We start from the raw sequence: 18192 nt of genomic DNA, 5'->3' as shown, positions 1-18192 counted from the left end.
TGCCCGGCCGCCCCCGGCGGTGGAAAGCGTTACGGCGCGTCGCTCAACTGGCCAGGCCCAGCGGGGCGAGGCGGTTGGCGACCAGCGCCACCAGCGCGTCCACGGTGATCAGCCGCTCGGCCGCGATCCCCGGCGGCGCCGGCGCGAGCGGGATCAGCAGGTCGTCCCCTGAGGGGCTGCCCTCGGCGGGGTCCGCCGCCTCGTCCGGGTACAGCCAGAGCGTCAGCATGTACAGCTCGGGAACGGAGAGCAGCCGGGGCTGGTACCGCGCGCGCTGCTCCTCCGCGAGCCGGAGCGCGCGCTCGGTGGAGGCGATGTAGGGGCCCTCGCCGAAGTGCGAGAACGCCCAACCGTCCGCGGTGACCTGGCACTCGGCGGTGCCCACGGACAGACCGTCCTGGGCGAGGAGATAACGCCAGCCGGTCAGCCGGGCCGTGGGCGGCTCCGCCGGCGCGGTCAGCCGCTCCAGGCGGTGGACCGGCAGCGGCAGGGTGGGACGCAGCGCGCCACGGTCGAACCGGAGCCTGCGGGGGGCGGGAACGGCGGCGGAGCGCAGAGCTTCGTCGATCGTGCGCTCGACCGTCGCGGGAACCTGGGGGATGCTCAGGGGCATGATGGGTCGCCTCTCGCTTTGGAGTAGGTCGCCTCTAATAGGAGACACGCCGTCCCGCGATTTTATACGATGCTGGATTGCGGATTGTTTCCACTAGCCTTACCGCAGTGTTTCGGCAAGGGTAAATCCGGCCGCCAAAACGGGCGTTCCGACCGTTGTCTTGCCAACGGAATATGCCCCCGCCGTGGGGCCTGAGCCTCACGTTGCGTGTTATCTCCGGCGTGACGTGGGCAGGATCGAGGGCGCCCGTCCCTCGACGCAGGAGGTGCCCCATGGGGGAGAAGGTCGCGGCTGACCGGTTCGACCTCGCCGCCCGAGGGCGGTTCAGGGACCGGCTCCACGCCTGTCTCGACGCGCTGGCGACGCTTCTCGCCGAGGGGCGGTTCCACGGGCCGAGGGACCGGGTCGGCATGGAGGTCGAACTCTGCCTGGCCGATTCCGACGGGTCACCGCGAATGGTCAACGCGGAAGTTCTTGGCCGAATGGCGACCCGGGATTTCCAGAGTGAGCTGGGAAAATTCACGATCGAACTGAATATGTCGCCGCGCGAGCTGGGCGGCGGTGTGTTCGAGGACATGGCCGAGGAGTTGCGTATCGCGTTGCGGTACGCCGACCGAATGGCCGGAGAATTCGGCGCCCAGGTCGTGATGACCGGGGTCCTGCCCACCATCGCCGCCGAGCAGATGGTCCCGGGCAGCCTCTCGCTCGGGGACCGCTACACCCTGCTCAACGACCAGATCATGGCCGCGCGCGGCGAGTCGATCCAGCTGGACATCGACGGCGCCGAGCGGCTGACCAGCACCTTCGACTCGATAGCCCCCGAGTCCGCGTGCACCTCGGTGCAGTACCACCTCCAGGTCACGCCCGAGCGCTTCGCGCCGGCGTGGAACGCCGCGCAGGCCGTGCTCGCGGCGCAGGTGGCGGTGGGCGCCAACGCGCCGTTCGTCTTCGGGCGTGAACTGTGGCGCGAGTCGCGGCCGATCTTCTTCCTCCAGGCCACGGACGACCGCCCGCCGGAGCTGGCCGCGCAGGGGGTGCGCCCGCGCACCTGGTTCGGCGAGCGCTGGATCGCCTCGGCGCTCGACCTCTTCGAGGAGAACGTCCGCTACTTCCCCGCGCTGCTGCCGCTGCTGGGCGACGAGGACCCACAGGCGGTACTCGCGGCCGGCGGCGCCCCCGCGCTCGGCGAACTGGCGCTCCACAACGGCACGGTCTATCGATGGAACCGCCCGGTCTACGCCGTCGTCGACGGCGTTCCGCACCTGCGGGTGGAGAACCGCGTGCTGTCCACCGGCCCCACCGTCACCGACACCATCGCCAACGGGGCCTTCTACTACGGGCTGGTGCGGGCACTGGCCGACGAGCCGGAACCGGTGTGGGAGCGGCTGCCGTTCGCCGAGGCCGAGCGGAACTTCGACGCCGCCTGCCGGCACGGCCTCGGCGCCCGGCTGCGCTGGCCGGGGCCGAACGGCAGCCGGGAACTGCCGGCCGCCGAGCTGATCGAGGAGACCCTGCTGCCGCTGGCCGCCGCCGGCCTGGACGCCTGGGGCGTCAACGCCTCCGACCGGGACCGCTGTCTCGCGGTGATCGAGGGGCGGTGCCGGCGCGGGGTCACCGGAGCGGACTGGCAGACTTCCGTCTACCACCAGTTGGTGGCGGACGGAAAGGACCGGGCGACGGCCCTCAGGGGCGTCGTGCGGCGGTACTGCGAACTGGCGCGGACCGACACCCCCGTGCACGACTGGCCGACGCAGCCCTGACGGCGCGGGCCGGCGCGCGCCGGTGGCGGTCGCGCGCCGGACGGGAGACGGAGTGCGGCTCACGCGTGACGACGGCCGGGCGGCCACCCCAGCCCCGGACCCCGCGCCGTGCGCGCTGCCGGCGCGCGCCCTGCGCCACGAGCTGCTGCTGGTGCTCGGCGTCTCGCTCGGCGCGAGCGCCGTGCGCGCGCTGGTCAGCTTCGCCGGGGTGGTCACCCGCCCCGGCGGGCTCAGCGAACAGGCGGCCAACCTCAACACCTCGCGCGCCCCCGACCGCCCCTGGCTGGATCTGGCCTGGCAGTTGGTCTCCATCTCCACGGCGCTGGTGCCGGTGCTGCTGGTGGCCCATCTGCTGCTGCGGGAGTACGGCTACGGCGGCGGCCCCGACGGAAGCCCGGGCCAACGAGGGCTGCGGCTGATCGGTTTCGACCTGACGCGGCCCCGCTTCGACCTTCCCTGGGGGGCCGTGGTCGCCGCCGGCATCGGCGGCAGCGGGCTGGCGCTCTACCTGGGCGCGCACGCGGCTGGCGCCAACCTCACGGTGGTGCCCGAGTCGCTGCCCGAGGTCTGGTGGAAGTACCCCGTGCTGATCGCCTCCGCCGTGCAGAACTCGGTGGTGGAGGAGGTCATCGTGGTGGGCTTCCTGCTGCGGCGGCTGGACCAGCTCGGCTGGAGCGCGACGGGCTCGCTGGCGGCCAGCGCGCTGTTGCGCGGGACGTATCACCTCTACCAGGGCATCGGCGGCTTCTTCGGCAACGTGGCGATGGGCGTGATCTTCGTCTGGCTCTACCGGCGTTGGGGCCGGGTGATGCCGCTGGTGGTCGCCCACGCGCTGATCGACATCGTGGCCTTCGTCGGCTACGGGCTGCTGGCCGGGCGGGTGGACTGGCTGCCCACGCCCTGACCGGCTCCCCGGCCAGCGCGAGGCCAGTGCGAGGCCAGCGCGTTGCGGGCGTTCGGCCGCGAGGCGCGCCGGCCCAACGCGCGTCCCCGCCGGGCCCGTTGACGCGGCCGGGAGACCGAGGAGGCCGGGCCGCGTCAACGGGTGGAGCCGTGGCGGGTGGCCGGACTCAGGGCCCCTCGCCCGCCGCCAGCGGCAGCGCCTCGATGCGCCCGGCGCCGCAGACGGTGCCCCCGGCCCAGTCGGCCGCCGTGGCGTCGTAGGTGTCCGGGGGTATGACCCGCAGCTCGGCCGGCTCAGGACCGCAGGTGCCGTCCGCCGCGTCCTCCTCGCCGGCCACCACCGTCCAGCGCAGCTGGGCCCAGGCGCTCTCGCCGGGGGCCAGGGTCAGCTGGTCGGCCTCCCGCGAGGTGTCCCTGACCGTGGTCGTGGGCAGGGCGTCGCCGTCGTCGTCCGCCAGCTCAAGACCGGGCCAGCCCTGGGTGCGGCAGTCGGCGTCCGAGACGTTGGTGAGGGTCAGGGCCGCGTAGCGGTTCCCCGCGCCGGAGTCCAGCGGGGTCAGCGAGGCGGACAGGGACTCGGGGGCGCACCAGTCGGCAGCCGGCGCCGACTCCTCGGCGGCGTCGGCGCGTTCACCGTCCGCGCCGTCCGCGTCCTCGGTGCCGGGCCGCTCGGTGGCGTCCCGCTCCTCCGCGCCCGCCTGGGGCCGGGCGTCGGACTGGTCGTCGGCCGAGGCCGCGACGCGCTCGGCCGTGTCCCCGCTCCCGCCGCCCTCCGAGCAGCCGGCCGCGAGCAGGCCGAAGAAGGCGAGGGCGGCGCCGAGGGCGAGACGTGCGCGGTGGGTCCGGCGGAGCGGGGACCTCCGCGGCGGGGTGGTGGGGGTCGTGGGGGTCTGGGAGGTGATCGGATCTGTCGCGGTGATCGGGGTCTTCGGGGGTGTGGGACTCGTCGGGGTCATCGTGTCCTCCGGAGGGATTCGGCTGGATGCGGAGGAGTGCACCTGGTCCGACGTTCGACCGCCATCCGGGGTTCCTCCGTCCGGGGGCGCGGGGAAGCGCGGGACCGGCGCCCACGGCCGCACGTACGCCGGCGCCTTCCTTACCCCTCCCCGCCGCCCACCCCCGTCACCCACCCCGGTCCGGCCTCCCGACGCCCGTCAGCCGCCCGCCAGCTCAGGCGACGAACTCCCGCAGATAGCGCGGCAGTTCGGGGCGCGTGCCGTCGTCCTCGGCCGGCAGCGGGGTCCCGTTGACCGTCCGCACCGGCACCACCCCACTCCAGTGCGGCAGTTCCAGGTCGGCCGGGTCGTCGTGGGGGCCGCCCACGCGAACCTTCGCCGAGACCTCGGCCAGGTCCAGCTCCAGCACGGCGGTGGCCGCCAGCTCCTTGGCGTTGGCCGGCCGGCAGTCCTCCGCCCGCCCCGGCACCACCGCGTTCACCAGCGAGTCCAGCGCCGCCCTGGCCCGCGCCGGGTCGGTCACCCGGCGCGCGGTGCCGTGCACCACCACCGAGCGGTAGTTGATCGAGTGGTGGAACGCGGACTTGGCCAGAACGAGTCCGTCCACATGGGTGACGGTGACGCAGACCGGCAGCCCGTCGTGGCGCAGTGCCCGCGCCCCGGTGGAGCCGTGGAGATAGAGCCGCTCGCCGTCCCTGGCGTAGAGCGTCGGCAGGACGACGGGCCTGCCGTCGGCGACGAAGCCCAGGTGGCACAGGTAGGCCGCGTCCAGGATGGAGTGGACCAACGCCCGGTCGTAGGTGACCCGTTCCCTGGCCCGGGTGGGGGTGGTCGACGCGGCGGGGGGATAGCTGCCGAGCGGCGGCCCGGCCGTGGCGTCGGCGGTCGTGGCGGACATGTCCTCGCTCCTCAAGGATCTTCGGGTTCTCGTCTGGCGAGAACGGCGGGTGGACGGCGGTGAAGGGAACTTGACGCGGGAGTTTGCCCTAGTGCAAACTCTGCTTTGTGCTAGGAGCATATCGGATCAGCGGGCGGGGCGCCGCCGAGATCGCCGCGAGCATCGAGCGGGCCGTCGGCGACGGCGCCCTCGCCCCGGGCCATGTCCTGCCGCCGCAGCGGGAGTTGGCCGCCGAACTGGGGGTCAACGCCAACACCGTGGCCGCCGCCTACCGCGCCCTGCGGGAGCGCGGGGTGATCGAGACGGCCGGCCGGCGCGGCAGCCGGGTGCGCGCCAGGCCCGCCAGCAGCCCCCGCGAGGCCATGCCGTTCGACCTCCCGCCGGGCACCCGGGACATCTCCCAGGGCAACCCCGACCCCGCCCTGCTGCCGCCGCTGGCCGAGGCGCTCGCCGAGGCCGCGAAGCGCGGCCGGAGGGCCCCCGTGCTCTACGGCGAGGCCGCCGTGGACGAGGAGTTGGCGGTGCTGGCGCGGGCCAGGTTCGACGCCGACGGCGTTCCCCCGGGGCCGGTCGGGGTCGCCTCCGGCGCGCTGGACACCATCGAACGCGTGCTGCTGGCCTGGCTCCGCCCCGGCGACGCCGTCGCCGTCGAGGACCCCGGCTGGGCCGCGCTGTTGGACCTGGTCGCCGCGCTCGGCCTGCGCCCCGTGCCGTGCCGCCTCGACGACGAGGGCCCCCGCCCGGAGGCGGTGGCCGAGGCCCTGCGCGCCGGCGCACGCGCGGTGGTGGTGACCGCCCGCGCGCAGAATCCGACGGGCGCGGCGGTCACGCCGGCGCGCGCCAGGGAGTTGCGCGCCCTGTTCGCCGAGCACCCCCAGACGCTGGTGATCGAGGACGACCACGGGCGCGGCATCGTCTCCGCGCCCCTGAACCCGGTGGTCGGCAGCACCGAACGCTGGGTCGAGATCCACTCGTTGGCCAAGTCGCACGGCCCCGACCTGCGGGTCGCCGCGTTCACCGGGGACCGCACCACCGTCGACCGGGTGCGCGGCCGGCAGCGGCTCGGGCCCGGCTGGGTCAGCCTGCTGCTCCAGCGGATCGTCGCCCACCTGTGGCGCACCGGCGCCGTTGACGCGGCGCGCGTCGCCGCGACCTACGACGCCCGCAGGGACCGGTTGTTGCGCGCGCTGGCCGAACGCGGCGTCGAGGCCAGGGGCCGCAGCGGGCTCAACGTCTGGGTTCCGGTCCCCGACGAGACCCGGGCCGTCGCCCAACTGCTGCGCGCCGGCTGGGCGGTGGCCCCCGGCGCGCGGTTCCGGGTGGCCTCGCCGCAGGGGATCAGGCTCACCGTCGTGACCCTGGCCGAGGCCGAGGTGGAGCCGCTGGCCACCGCAGTGGCCGACGCCGCCCGCCCGGCCGCCGGGCACCGGTTCGGCTGAGCTGAGGGGAGACGCGGACATGCGCCACGGTCGGAATCAAGCGCTGCTGAGGGGAGGGGCGATGGACTGTGTAGCATCGCTGAGGTGTTGAACATCGACCGGCTGAGGGTGCTCCACGCCGTGCGCAACCACGGCTCCGTCAGCGGCGCCGCCCTCGCGCTGCGCGTGACCACCTCCGCCGTCTCGCAGCAGCTCGCCAAGCTCGAACGGGAGACCGGCCAGCGGCTGTTGGCCAGGAACGGGCGCGGCATCCGGCTCACCGACGCCGGCCGCCTGCTGGCCGACCACGCCGAACGCATCCTCGGCCAGGTCGAGTTGGCCCACGCCGACCTGGAGGCCCAGCGCGGGCAGGCGGTCGGCGAGCTGCGGGTCGGCGCGTTCGCGACCGCCGCGCGCGGGCTCTTCCCGGCCGCGCTGGCCGCGCTGCGCGGCGAGCACCCCCAACTGCGCCCCATGCTGCGGGAGATGGAGCCGGAGGCGGCCCTCACCGTGCTGGCGCGCGGCGACATCGACCTGGCCGTGGTGCTCGACTGGTACAACCGACCGCTGGCCCTGCCCGGCGGCCTCAGCCGGCGCCCGCTCTTCGACGACGTGGCGGACGTCGCGCTGCCGGCCGGCCACCCGCTCGCCGACCGCGCCGAGTTGGACCTGGACGACCTCGCCGACGAGAACTGGGTCTCGTGGCCGCCCGGCGCCATCTGCCACGACTGGCTGATGTTCACGCTGCGCGGCCGGGGGATCGAGCCCAGGGTGGTCCACACGGCCGCCGAGCACCACACCCAACTCGCCCTGATCGCCGCCGGCTTGGGCGTGGCCGTGGCGCCGCGCCTGGGGCGGACGCCGGTCCCCGACGGGGTCGCGTTGATCCCCGTGCGTGGCACGATCACCCGGCGGGTGTACGCGGTCTGGCGGGAGGGCTCCGGCGGCCGCCCCTCGATCCGCGCGGCCGTGGCGGCCCTCCGCGCGGCCGCCCCGGCCGCCGAGGACGCGGCCCCGGCGCCACCGGATGCGGCGCCCCGGCCCCCGGCCGTTCCGTAGCCTCGTCCGAACGGACCGGATGAGGGGTGAGGGGCCAGTGATCCGCGACCTGTACAACGTGCGCGCGCAGCCGCCGGAGGGCGGCACCACGCCGCTGACCGAGGAGGAGGAGCGGCGCGTGCGGGCGGTGTTCCTCCACGACCTCGGCAACGTCATCGCCGAGCGCGGCTGGGTCAGGTTCCCCGCGTACTCGCCGGAGGAACGCCGGCGACTGGTCGACGTCGCGCACCGCCTGAGCGCCCACTGGGGCCGGCGGGTCTTCGTCGAGGCCGAGGACCAGTGCGCCCTGCGGCTCTATCTCGCCGGGCACGGCCCCCAGCCGGCGACCCCGCCGCTGCCGTAGCCGCGCGACCGCCCTCGCCGCCCGACGTTCCGCGCCCCGCCCAACTCCCCGCCCCCGGCGGAGAACGCGCGTCGACGGGGAAACGTTCGGTCGGGTCGGGCGCCCGCGCCGTGCCCGTCCCCAACGGCCGCGCCCGGCCCCAAACTATTGACAGGTACAGACCTGTACGAGAACGTGAGAGCGCTCTCACCCCCACTGGGAGCGTTGTTCACAACCCCCCACGCGCCCGGGTGCGTTGGTCCCCGGCGCGGGACAGTGGCGGTCGGGACCAGCCGTGGGACCGGCTGGAGCCGCCCGTCCCCGCGCGCCGCAGCACGCCGGACGCGCGTTCATCCAGCCGAACAAGGAGGACCCGGTGTTCCGCTTGCGGACAGTCCTGGTGGCCGCCGCCGCCAGCATCGCCGTCGCGACGGGCCTGATCGTCTCGGGCCCGGCGCCCGAGGCCGAGGCCGTTCCCGACACCATCCCGCTGACCATCACCAACAACTCGGGCCGGGGCGAACCCGTCTACATCTACAACCTCGGAACCGAGCTGAGCAGCGGCCAGTTGGGCTACGCCGACGCCGACGGCGCCTTCCACGCGTGGCCCGCCGGGGGCAACCCACCGACCCCCGCGCCCGACGCCTCGATCGAAGGCCCCGCCGACGGCGAGACGTTGACCATCCAGATGCCCAAGTTCTCCGGACGGATCTACTTCTCCGTCGGCGAGAAGCTGCACTTCTCCCTCACCCCCGACGGCCTGGTGCAGCCCGCCGTACAGAACCCGGACGACCCGAACCGGGACATCCTCTTCAACTGGTCCGAGTACACGCTCAACGACGCCGGCCTGTGGATCAACAGCACCCAGGTCGACATGTTCACCGCGCCCTACACCGTCGGCGTGCGCGAGCAGGGCGGCGCGGTGCGGACCACCGGCGAGTTGAAGCCCGGCGGCTACAGCGCCGTCTTCGACGGGGTGCGCGAGGCCGGCTGGGGCGACCTGGTCCACAACGGCCCGGACGGCACCCCGCTGCGGGTGCTCTCGCCCGGCCACGGCGTCGGCACCGGCGACGTCCCCGCCGACGCCATGAGCGACTACATCGACCGGGTGTGGGAGCACTATTCCTCCAACACCCTGACGGTCACGCCGATCTCGCACGAGCCGGACACCAAGTACTACGGCACGGTCTCCGGCGGCGTCATGAACTTCACCGACGGCTCCGGGCAGGTCGTCACCAGCTTCAACAAGCCGGACTCCGACAGCGTCTTCGGCTGCCACAAGGAGCTGGACGCGCCCAACGACCAGGTCAGGGGGCCGCTGTCGCGCACCCTGTGCGCCGGGTTCAACCGGTCGACGCTGCTGACCAACTCCGAGCAGCCCGACCCGGACAACTCGAACTTCTACCAGGACCCGGTCACCAACCACTACGCCCGGGTGATCCACGAGCAGATGGTGGACGGCAAGGCGTACGCGTTCGCGTTCGACGATGTCGGCGCCCACGAGTCGCTGGTGCACGACGGCGACCCGGCGGAGGCGTTCATGACGTTGACGCCCTACGAGTGAGCCGGCCGAACGACTCACGGTGAACCGAACCGCTCCCGGCGTTCGGGCCAAACGGCCAGAGCGCCGGGAGCGCGGCGCGTGCTGACTGGTGGCGCCTCAGCCACGCAGGATCGACTCGCCCTCGACCGTGATCGGCTCCTCGGGCAGCGGCTCGGTGGCCGGGCCCTCCAGCACCGCGCCGTCCTCCAGCGCGAAGCGGCTGCCGTGGCAGGTGCACAGGATGCCGTCCTCGTCCACCTGCGAGACCGCGCAGCCCTGGTGGGTGCAGATCGCCGAGAACGCCACGAACTCGCCCTCGGCTGGCTGGGTCACCACCAGCTGGTGGTCGGAGAGGATCTTCCCGCCGCCCACCGGGATGTCCGAGGTCGGCGCCAACTCCTCGCCGCCCCCGTCACCCGAGCCACCGTCCTCGGTACCGCAGCCCGCCAGCCCCACCGCCGCGAGCCCGGCGGCGCCGGCCAGCACCGCCGTCCTCCGTGTGGTGGTCGGACCGTTCATCTGAACTCCTCTCGGAAACGACCCCACCGGGCCACGGCGGAACGCGCCCCGCCGCCCACCCGGCCGTCGGGCGAGAGTAGCGGAGGAACGGCCTCCGCCTCAGCGCCTCACGGATTTCCGGACCGCCTCACGGATTCCCGGGATCGTGCGGGCCGTTCCCGGCGGGCTGGCGAGGCCAGCCGTTCCACCTCGTCGGCGTCAGGACCGACGACGCCCTGGCTCACCGTCCCGCCGTGGACGGCGAGGAGCCGCAGCGCGCCGCTCGGCTCCGCCGCCGCGCCGGATACCCTACGGCCATGCTCCGCGAAGTCCTCGCCACCCGCTATGTGACCCCGCTGCGGGAGGGCGGCTCGTTGCCCGGCATCGTCGAGGCGGACGATCTGGGGACCTATGTCATGAAGTTCACCGGCGCCGGCCAGGGCCCCAAGTCGCTGGTCTCCGAGGTGGTCTGCGGCGGGCTGGCCCGGCGGCTCGGGCTGCGGGTGCCGGAGCTGGTCCTGATCGGGCTCGACCCGGTGATCGGGCTGGCCGAGCCGGACCAGGAGGTACAGGAGCTGCTCAGGGCGAGCGCCGGCACCAACCTCGGGATGGACTACCTGCCGGGCTCCATCGGCTTCGACCCGCTGGCCTACCGCGTCGACCCCGTCGAGGCCGGCCGGGTCGTCTGGTTCGACGCGCTGGTCAACAACGTGGACCGCTCCTGGCGCAACCCCAACCTGCTGGTCTGGCACGGCGAGTTGTGGCTGATCGACCATGGCGCCGCGCTGATCTGGCACCACAACTGGCCCTCGGCCGCCGCCTCGGCGGCCCGGGGCTTCGCCGCCGCCGACCACGCGCTCGCGCCGGTCGGGCCCGATGTGGCGGGCGCGGACGCCGCGTTGGCGCCGCTGGTCACCGCCGAGCTGCTGGACGCGGTGCTCGCCGAGGTGCCCGACGCCTGGCTGGCGCCCGAGCCGGGGCTCGACCACCCGGACGCGCTGCGCGCCGCCTACCGGGACACGCTGCTCACGCGGGCGGCCACGATCGGCGAGCGCGTCGAGCTGGGCGCCAGAACCGAACGCCGGGGCTCAGGCGCGCCCGGCTGGCTCACCGGCCGGCCCGAGGCGGCCGAGGCCGGCAGGACCGGGGGAGCGGGCCGATGACGCCGCAGCCGAACGCCGCCGACCGCGCCGTCTTCGAGTACGCCGTGCTGCGCGTGGTGCCCCGCGTGGAGCGCGGCGAGGCGATCAACGCGGGCGTGCTGCTCTACTCGCGCCCCCGCTCCTTCCTGGCCGCCCGCACCCACCTGGACACCGGGCGGCTGCTGGCGCTCGACCCGACGGCGGACGTGGCCGGCGTGCGCGCCGCGCTGCGCGCCGTCGAGCGGGTCTGCGACGGCGGTCCCGAGGCCGGGGCCGCGGCCGGCGACGAGGCCGGGCGCCGGTTCCGCTGGCTGATCGCGCCGCGCAGCACCGTGGTCCAACCGGGCCCGGTGCACAGCGGGTTGACCGCCGACCCGGACGCCGAGCTGGAGCGGCTGCTGACCCTCCTGGTGCGCTGAGGCGGCCGTCCCCGGCGCGGAATCGCGGGGGCGGGGTTCCGTTGTGTCAGTGCCGGGTGGTAGTTACTTCTCGGTAGCGCGTGAACGACGGCGTTCACGACGAGCGCATCACTCGACGGCGAGGAGAGCGACCGACATGACCACCACCACGCAGCAGCGCGTCGCGCTGGTGACCGGCGCGGCCCGGGGCATCGGGGCCGCCACCGCCGCGCGGCTGGCCGCCGACGGCCACCGGGTCGCCGTGCTCGACCTGACCCGGGAGGCCGGCGGCGAGACGGTCGCCGCCATCGAGGCGGCCGGCGGCACCGCCCTCGCCGTCGGCTGCGACGTCTCGGACGCGGACGCGGTGCGGGCCGCCGTGGCCGAGGTCGCCGAGCGGCTGGGCCCGCCGGGGGTCCTGGTGAACAACGCGGGCGTCCTGCGGGACAACCTGCTGTTCAAGATGAGCGAGGCGGACTGGGACACGGTGATGAACGTCCACCTGCGGGGCGCGTTCCTGATGTCCCGCGCCTGCCAGGCACACATGGTGGAGGCCGGGTTCGGCCGGATCGTCAACCTCTCCTCCAGCTCCGCCCTGGGGAACCGGGGGCAGGCCAACTACGCGGCGGCCAAGGCGGGCCTCCAGGGCTTCACCAAGACCCTCGCCATCGAGCTGGGCAAGTTCGGCGTCACGGTCAACGCGGTGGCGCCCGGGTTCATCGCCACCGACATGACGTCGGCCACCGCCGACCGGGTCGGCGTGCCGTTCGACGAGTTCCAGCGGGCCGCCGCCGAGCAGATCCCGGTGCGCCGGGTCGGTCAGCCGGCGGACGTCGCGCACGCCATCGCGTTCTTCGCGAGCGAGGCCGCCGGCTTCGTCTCGGGCCAGGTGCTCTATGTGGCGGGTGGTCCCCTTGACTGACGCCGGCGGTGGGGCGCGCGGCGCGCGCGAGGAGGGGCGGGACGGGGCGCGGGTCGCCGTCGTCACCGGCGGCAGCCGGGGCATCGGGTTCGGCGTGGCCAGGGCGCTGATCGCCCGGGGCGACCGGGTCTGCGTCACCGGGCGCGACCAGGAGCGACTGGCCGAGGCCGTCGCCGAGTTGGGCCCGCGCGCCATGGGCGTGGCGGGCAAGGCGCACGACCCGGCGCACCAGGCCGAGGTCGTCGAGCGCGTGATGACGGCCTGGGGCCGCCTGGACCACCTGGTGAACAACGCGGGGAGCAACCCGGCGTTCGGCCCGCTCACCGAGGTCGAACCGGCGCTGCTGGCCAAGGTCTTCGAGATCAACGTGCTCTCCGCCTTCGGCTTCGCCCGGGGCGCCTGGTCGGCCTGGCAGCGCGAGCACGGCGGCACGGTGGTCAACGTCTCCTCGATCGCGGGGCTGGGCGCCACGCCGTTCCTCGGCGGCTACGGCGTCACCAAGGCCGCCCTGATCAACCTGACCGAGCAGCTGGCCCAGGAGATGGCCCCGGCGGTCCGGGTCAACGCGGTGGCGCCCGCCGTGGTCAAGACCCGGTTCGCCGGCCCGCTCTACGAGGGCAACGAGGAGCGAATAGCGGCCGGTTACCCGCTGCGGCGGCTGGGCGTGCCGGAGGACGTGGCGTCCGCCGTCGCCTTCCTCACCTCCCCCGAGTCCTCCTGGATCACCGGCCAGACGCTGGTGATCGACGGCGGCGTCCGGCTCAACGCCGGCCTCGGCTGAGAGTCACCGCCGCTGTCAGTGCCGGACGGTACGTTGTGAGCCACACCGCGTCGCACCGGCGGCGCGGTCAACTCACCGCGTGACCTCGGAGGTTGTGGGACGTGAACGACAAGCTGCCCGACTCCTGGCAGAAGGTGCTGGGCGAGGAGCTGGACCAGCCCTACTTCAAGGAGCTGACCGCGTTCGTCGAGGAGGAGCGGGCCGCGGGGCCCGTCTATCCGCCGGCGGACGAGGTCTTCGCGGCGCTGGAGGCGACGCCCTTCGACGAGGTCAAGGTGCTGGTTCTGGGCCAGGACCCGTACCACGGCGAGGGGCAGGGCCACGGCCTGTGCTTCTCGGTGCGGCCCGGGGTGCGCATCCCGCCCTCGCTGCGCAACATCTACAAGGAGCTGCACGCCGAGCTGGGCCTGCCCATCCCGGACAACGGCTATCTGATGCCCTGGGCCCGGCAGGGCGTCCTGCTGCTCAACGCGGTGCTCACGGTGCGCGCCGGCGAGCCCAACTCGCACAAGGGCAAGGGCTGGGAGCGGTTCACCGACGCGGTGATCCGCGCCGTCTCCGACCGGCCGGACCCGGCGGTCTTCGTCCTCTGGGGCGCCCACGCCCGCAAGAAGCTCCCGCTGATCGACACCGCGCGGCACGCGGTGGTCGAGGGCGCCCATCCCTCGCCGCTGTCGGCGCGGAAGTTCTTCGGCTCCCGCCCGTTCACCCAGATCAACGAGGCCATCGCCGCCCAGGGGCACGCCCCGATCGACTGGCGCGTTCCCGACCTGAGCCGTTGACCTGAGGTTGACCTGAGCCGTTGACCTGGCCAGCCGCCGCGTCGCCCCCGACGCCCGGCGCCCGACGGGGCGTTGGGGCGGGGGCGGCGTGGGACCGGGGTGCCGGTGGGGTGTTCGGCGCCGGCGGGCGCCCGCGTATGCTGCCGGTCCCGTGCCCACGCGCGGGCGCGGACCACCCACACCTACACCGAGGAGCATTGCCGTGAAGGTCGGCGTGATCGGGCTCGGGGACATCGCCCACAAGGCATACCTGCCCGTCCTCAGCACCCGCCCCGAGGTCAGCCTCCACCTGCACACCCGCTCGGCGACCACCCTGGAGCGGGTCGGCGCGACCCACCGGCTGCCGGCCGAGGCGCTCCACCGCGACCTGGGCTCCCTGCTGTCCGTCGGCCTGGACGCGGCCTTCGTGCACACGCCCACGGCGACCCACCCCGAGATCGTCACCAAGCTGCTCACCGCCGGCATAGCCACCTATGTCGACAAGCCGCTGGCCGATCAACTCCCCGAGGCCAGACGGCTGGTGGAGCTGGCCGACACGCTCGGCGTCAGCCTCGCCGTCGGCTTCAACCGCCGCTTCGCGCCCGCCTACGCGCAGTGTCTGGAGGGCCCGCGCGACCTGATCATCCTCCAGAAGCACCGCAGGGGCCTGCCCGAGGACCCGCGCCGGATGGTCTTCGACGACTTCATCCATGTCGTCGACACCCTGCGCTTCCTCGCCCCGGCCCCGATCGACGAGGTGCACCTGAGCAGCCGGGTCAGCGACGGCCTGCTGCACCACGTGGTGCTGCACCTGTCGGGCGAGGGCTTCTCCGCGATCGGCGCGATGAACCACCTCTCGGGCTCGGCCGAGGAGGTGTTGGAGGTCTCGGGACAGGACACCAAGCGCGAGGTGCGCAACCTGGCCGAGGTCATCGACCACAAGGGCCAGCCCAGCGTCCGCCGCCGGGGCGACTGGGTGCCGGTCGCGCGGCAGCGCGGCGTCGAGCAGGCCGTGGACGCCTTCCTGCACTCCGTGCGGACCGGCCACACCCTGGACGCCCAGGACGCCCTGCGCACCCACGAGTTGTGCGAACGGGTCGTGCTCGACGCCACCGGCCGCCGCTGAACCGCCGCCGCGCTCCCGCTGAACCGCCGCCGACGGCCAGCCGGCTCACCAGCCGGCGGCCTGCTCGCCCGTGGTCACCTCGGACGGCGTGTCGAACTCCTCGCCGGCGTGCGGCTCCACCACCCCGAACCAGATCAACACCAGCAGCACCACGCCCACCCCGATCCGGTACCAGACGAACGGCATGAAGCTGCGCGTGCTGATCCACCGCATGAACCAGGCGATGATCGCGTAGCCCACCAGGAAGGCGATCACCGTCGCCAGGATCGTCGGCCCCCAGGAGACATGGGTGTCCTCGCCGCCGATCTCCGTCAGCTCGTAGCCGCCGGAGGCGAGCACGGCCGGGATCGCCAGCAGGAACGAGTACCGCGCCGCCGCCTCCCTGCGGTAGCCGAGGAACAGTCCGCCGGTGATGGTGGCTCCGGAGCGCGAGACGCCGGGTACCAACGCCATCGCCTGGCAGAGCCCGTACAACAGGCCGTCCCTGACGGTGAGTTGGTCCAACTCCTTGCGCTGCCTGACCGCGCGGTGCCGGCCCCCGCCGGCGTCCCTGGCCGCCATCCGGTCGGCCACGCCCAGGATGATCCCCAGCACGATCAGGTTGACCGCGATCAGCCGCAGGTCGCGGAACGGCCCCTCGATCGCGTCCTGGAGCGTCAGCCCCAGCACGCCGATCGGGATGGAGCCGATGATCACCAGCCACCCCATCCGCGCGTCCGGATCGGAGCGGGCCGAGCGGTCGGTCAACGAACGGAACCAGGCGCTCACCACCCGCGCGATGTCCTTGCGGAAGTAGATCAACACCGCCAGTTCCGTGCCGATCTGGCAGACGGCGGTGAAGGCGGCCCCCGGGTCCTCCCAGCCGCCGGCCACGGCGGCCAGCCGCAGATGGGCGCTGGAGGAGATGGGCAGAAACTCCGTCAGCCCCTGGACCAGCCCGAGGACGATTGATTCGAACCACGACATGAACTGAGCGCGTATCCCTGGGAGAGGCCGACGAGGCGGGCGGAAGAACGGGCGGGCTGACGGACGGCGACCGGGCGCGGTCAACGTGTGCGGGTGGAACGGGCGAGGTCACTTTAGGCGAGTGCCGCAACAAGCGGTGAACGCCGGGTGTCTGATGTCTGGACTATCAGAAAACCGTTCGACGGCCGGCTCGGCATCCGCCACCATACGGGTCATGTTCCGGTACGCAGGCCCTGCCGCGCCGTCCGCACCCGCGGACGCGACGCCGGCCGCCGGCGTGCCGCTGGCCGTCGCCGACGGCGCCCGACGCTGACCCTTCCCGGATCGCTCCGTGGACCCCGCAGGGGGAGGGTCGGAGCACGACGGGGGTCCACGCCCCGACCCGAGGACGCGCGCCGCGCGCGCCGGCCGGGGCCTCACCTTCACCCAGGAAACCGGGAACTCGCCATGCCCAAGCAGGCGTACACGCGTACCAAGCCCCACCTCAACATCGGCACCATGGGCCATGTCGACCACGGCAAGACCACGTTGACGGCGGCCATCACCCGGGTGCTCAGCGACCTCGGCACCGGCACCTTCGTCCCCTTCGAGCGGATCGACCGCGCCCCGGAGGAGGCGGCCCGGGGGATCACCATCACCCTCAGCCACGTCGAGTACCAGACCGCGACCCGGCACTACGCGCACGTGGACATGCCGGGTCACGCCGACTACGTCAAGAACATGATCACCGGCGCCGCCCAGCTGGACGGCGCGATCCTGGTGGTCTCCGCCGTGGACGGCGTGATGCCGCAGACCGCCGAGCACGTGCTGCTGGCCCGTCAGGTCGGCGTGCGGCACATCGTGGTCGCCCTCAACAAGGCCGACGCCGGCGACCCCGAGCTGACCGACCTGGTCGAGCTGGAGGTGCGCGAGCTGCTCACCGCCCAGGGCTACCCGGGCGAGGAGACGCCGGTGGTCCGGGTCTCCGGCCTTGGCGCCCTGGGCGGCGAGCGGCGCTGGGTCGACTCGATCGTCGCGCTGCTGGACGCGGTCGACCGCCATGTCCCGGTGCCCGAGCGGTACCTGGACGCGCCGTTCCTGCTGCCGGTGGAGAACACCCTGACCATCACGGGCCGGGGCACCGTGGTCACCGGCGCGATCGAGCGGGGCACCGTGCGCGTCGGGGACCGGGTCGCGGTGCTCGGCGCCGACCTGGAGACGGTGGTCACCGGCCTGGAGACCTTCGGCAAGCCGATGGCGGAGGGCCAGGCCGGGGACAACGTGGCGCTGCTGCTGCGCGGGGTGCCGCGCGACGCGGTGCGGCGCGGGCAGGTGGTCGCCGCGCCGGGGAGCGTCACGCCTGGCCGCCGCTTCGCCGCCGAGGTCTATCTGCTCTCGGCGGCCGAGGGCGGGCGCCGCACCCCGGTCGCCACCGGCTACCGGCCGCAGTTCTATCTGCGGACGGCCGACGTGGTCGGCGACATCGTGCTCCCCGGGGGCCCCGCCGGGAGCACGGTGGCGCTGCCGGGGGAGCGGGTCTCGATGACCGTGACCCTGGGCGCGCCCGTCCCGTTGGAGCCGGGCCTGGGCTTCGCCGTCCGCGAGGGCGGCAGGACCGTGGGCGCCGGCACCGTCACCGAGGTGCTGCCGGACTGAGACGGCACGCACCGACAGGGCCGCCCGGAGCCGCCGCACGCCGACCCGGCGTGCGGCGGCCCGGCCGGCCGGGGCATCATGCCGGGATGGACGAGCGGACGCCCGTGGTGCGGGCCGTGGACCTGGGCACCGCCCGGCTGCTGCCGGACGTGGACCGGCCGGCGGCCTGGCTGTTGACCGTCGACGACGCCCCGCAGTCGTATCTGGACCTGGACGACCCCACCCACCTGGAGTTCGAGTACCTCAGGCGGCTGGGGCACGTGGTCGACACCGCCGCCCCGCCCGGGGCGCCGCTGCGGGTGCTGCACCTGGGCGGCGGGGCGCTGACCCTGCCGCGCTATGTGGCGGCCACCCGGCCCGGTTCGACGCAGCGGGTGGTGGAGGGCGACGGGCGGCTGGCCGCGCTGGTCGCCGAGACGCTGCCGCCGCCGCCCGGCGCCGGGATCGAGGTGACCGTGGCCGACGCCCGCGCGGCCGTCGACGCGGCGCCG

At 74.0% G+C, this 18192-nt stretch carries 19 protein-coding genes; 14 read left to right on the top strand and 5 right to left on the bottom strand.

The window, feature by feature from the left end; genetic code table 11:
* Positions 1–43 precede the first annotated feature (43 nt).
* Complete coding sequence (locus EBN88_RS11465) at positions 44–613, bottom strand: hypothetical protein (protein ID WP_122183731.1); 570 nt, start codon at positions 611–613, stop codon at positions 44–46.
* A 272-nt stretch (positions 614–885) separates the two neighbouring features.
* Here EBN88_RS11465 and EBN88_RS11460 point away from each other — a divergent pair, with 272 nt between their 5' ends.
* Together EBN88_RS11460 and EBN88_RS11455 are read left to right on the top strand one after the other, a co-directional pair.
* Complete coding sequence (locus EBN88_RS11460) at positions 886–2373, top strand: glutamate--cysteine ligase family protein (protein ID WP_122183730.1); 1488 nt, start codon at positions 886–888, stop codon at positions 2371–2373.
* A gap of 115 nt (positions 2374–2488) precedes the next feature.
* Positions 2489–3277 (top strand): CPBP family intramembrane glutamic endopeptidase, encoded by a 789-nt coding sequence (locus EBN88_RS11455; protein ID WP_122183742.1) that lies wholly within the window; start codon positions 2489–2491, stop codon positions 3275–3277.
* 166 nt (positions 3278–3443) lie between these two features.
* Here EBN88_RS11455 and EBN88_RS11450 read toward each other — a convergent pair whose 3' ends face one another.
* Positions 3444–4232, bottom strand: a complete 789-nt coding sequence (locus tag EBN88_RS11450) for a DUF4232 domain-containing protein (RefSeq protein ID WP_122183729.1) — start codon at positions 4230–4232, stop codon at positions 3444–3446.
* Positions 4233–4446: 214 nt separating this feature from the next.
* Positions 4447–5130, bottom strand: a complete 684-nt coding sequence (locus EBN88_RS11445; protein WP_122183728.1) for a pyridoxamine 5'-phosphate oxidase family protein — start codon at positions 5128–5130, stop codon at positions 4447–4449.
* Positions 5131–5237: 107 nt separating this feature from the next.
* Here EBN88_RS11445 and EBN88_RS11440 point away from each other — a divergent pair, with 107 nt between their 5' ends.
* The 4 genes from EBN88_RS11440 (at position 5238) to EBN88_RS11425 (ending at position 9493) form a co-directional block, all read left to right on the top strand.
* Complete coding sequence (locus EBN88_RS11440; protein ID WP_122183727.1) at positions 5238–6569, top strand: aminotransferase class I/II-fold pyridoxal phosphate-dependent enzyme; 1332 nt, start codon at positions 5238–5240, stop codon at positions 6567–6569.
* Positions 6570–6653: 84 nt separating this feature from the next.
* Complete coding sequence (locus tag EBN88_RS11435; RefSeq protein WP_122183726.1) at positions 6654–7607, top strand: LysR family transcriptional regulator; 954 nt, start codon at positions 6654–6656, stop codon at positions 7605–7607.
* 37 nt (positions 7608–7644) lie between these two features.
* Positions 7645–7950, top strand: coding sequence for a hypothetical protein (locus tag EBN88_RS11430; protein WP_122183725.1), 306 nt, complete (start codon positions 7645–7647; stop codon positions 7948–7950).
* A 355-nt stretch (positions 7951–8305) separates the two neighbouring features.
* Entirely contained in the window at positions 8306–9493 is a 1188-nt protein-coding gene (locus EBN88_RS11425; RefSeq protein WP_122183724.1) for a glycoside hydrolase family 64 protein, read from the top strand.
* A 96-nt stretch (positions 9494–9589) separates the two neighbouring features.
* On the opposite strand, the gene EBN88_RS11420 is transcribed toward EBN88_RS11425, so the two are convergent.
* Entirely contained in the window at positions 9590–9991 is a 402-nt protein-coding gene (locus tag EBN88_RS11420) for a Rieske (2Fe-2S) protein (RefSeq protein WP_122183723.1), read from the bottom strand.
* Between the two features lie 296 nt (positions 9992–10287).
* On the opposite strand from EBN88_RS11420, the gene EBN88_RS11415 reads away from it, so the two are divergent.
* From EBN88_RS11415 to EBN88_RS11390, 6 genes are all read left to right on the top strand, one after another.
* Positions 10288–11133: a HipA family kinase gene (locus tag EBN88_RS11415; protein ID WP_122183722.1), complete on the top strand. Its 846-nt coding sequence runs from the start codon at positions 10288–10290 to the stop codon at positions 11131–11133.
* The gene (locus EBN88_RS11410; RefSeq protein ID WP_122183721.1) at positions 11130–11531 is read left to right on the top strand and encodes a DUF3037 domain-containing protein; all 402 of its coding nucleotides are present in this window, start codon (positions 11130–11132) and stop codon (positions 11529–11531) included. The genes EBN88_RS11415 and EBN88_RS11410 overlap by 4 nt, the downstream gene beginning before the upstream one ends.
* 136 nt (positions 11532–11667) lie before the next feature.
* Positions 11668–12432, top strand: coding sequence for a 3-oxoacyl-ACP reductase FabG (gene fabG / locus EBN88_RS11405; protein WP_122183720.1), 765 nt, complete (start codon positions 11668–11670; stop codon positions 12430–12432).
* A complete protein-coding gene (locus tag EBN88_RS11400) occupies positions 12425–13213 on the top strand; it encodes an SDR family oxidoreductase (RefSeq protein WP_233580601.1) in 789 nt (262 codons plus the stop codon). The genes fabG and EBN88_RS11400 overlap by 8 nt, the downstream gene beginning before the upstream one ends.
* A 101-nt stretch (positions 13214–13314) precedes the next feature.
* Positions 13315–13995 (top strand): uracil-DNA glycosylase, encoded by a 681-nt coding sequence (gene ung, locus EBN88_RS11395; RefSeq protein WP_122183718.1) that lies wholly within the window; start codon positions 13315–13317, stop codon positions 13993–13995.
* A gap of 202 nt (positions 13996–14197) precedes the next feature.
* A complete protein-coding gene (locus EBN88_RS11390) occupies positions 14198–15100 on the top strand; it encodes a Gfo/Idh/MocA family protein (RefSeq protein WP_122183717.1) in 903 nt (300 codons plus the stop codon).
* 45 nt (positions 15101–15145) lie between these two features.
* On the opposite strand, the gene EBN88_RS11385 is transcribed toward EBN88_RS11390, so the two are convergent.
* Entirely contained in the window at positions 15146–16066 is a 921-nt protein-coding gene (locus tag EBN88_RS11385; RefSeq protein ID WP_122183716.1) for an undecaprenyl-diphosphate phosphatase, read from the bottom strand.
* Positions 16067–16513: 447 nt separating this feature from the next.
* Here EBN88_RS11385 and tuf point away from each other — a divergent pair, with 447 nt between their 5' ends.
* Positions 16514–17701 carry an elongation factor Tu gene (gene tuf / locus EBN88_RS11380; RefSeq protein WP_122183715.1) on the top strand — a complete coding sequence of 396 codons (1188 nt, stop codon included), beginning with the start codon at positions 16514–16516 and terminating at the stop codon, positions 17699–17701.
* Positions 17702–17787: 86 nt separating this feature from the next.
* Positions 17788–18192, top strand: a 405-nt coding sequence (locus EBN88_RS11375) for a spermidine synthase (protein WP_407703400.1), incomplete at its 3' end; no start/stop codon positions are given.

Origin of the sequence: Streptomyces triticirhizae (assembly GCF_003696235.1) — a bacterium.
GTDB classification, from domain to species: Bacteria; Actinomycetota; Actinomycetes; order Streptomycetales; family Streptomycetaceae; genus Streptomyces; species Streptomyces triticirhizae.
Note: the sequence above shows the minus strand (reverse complement) of the source record. Positions and strands in the feature narration are given on the sequence as shown.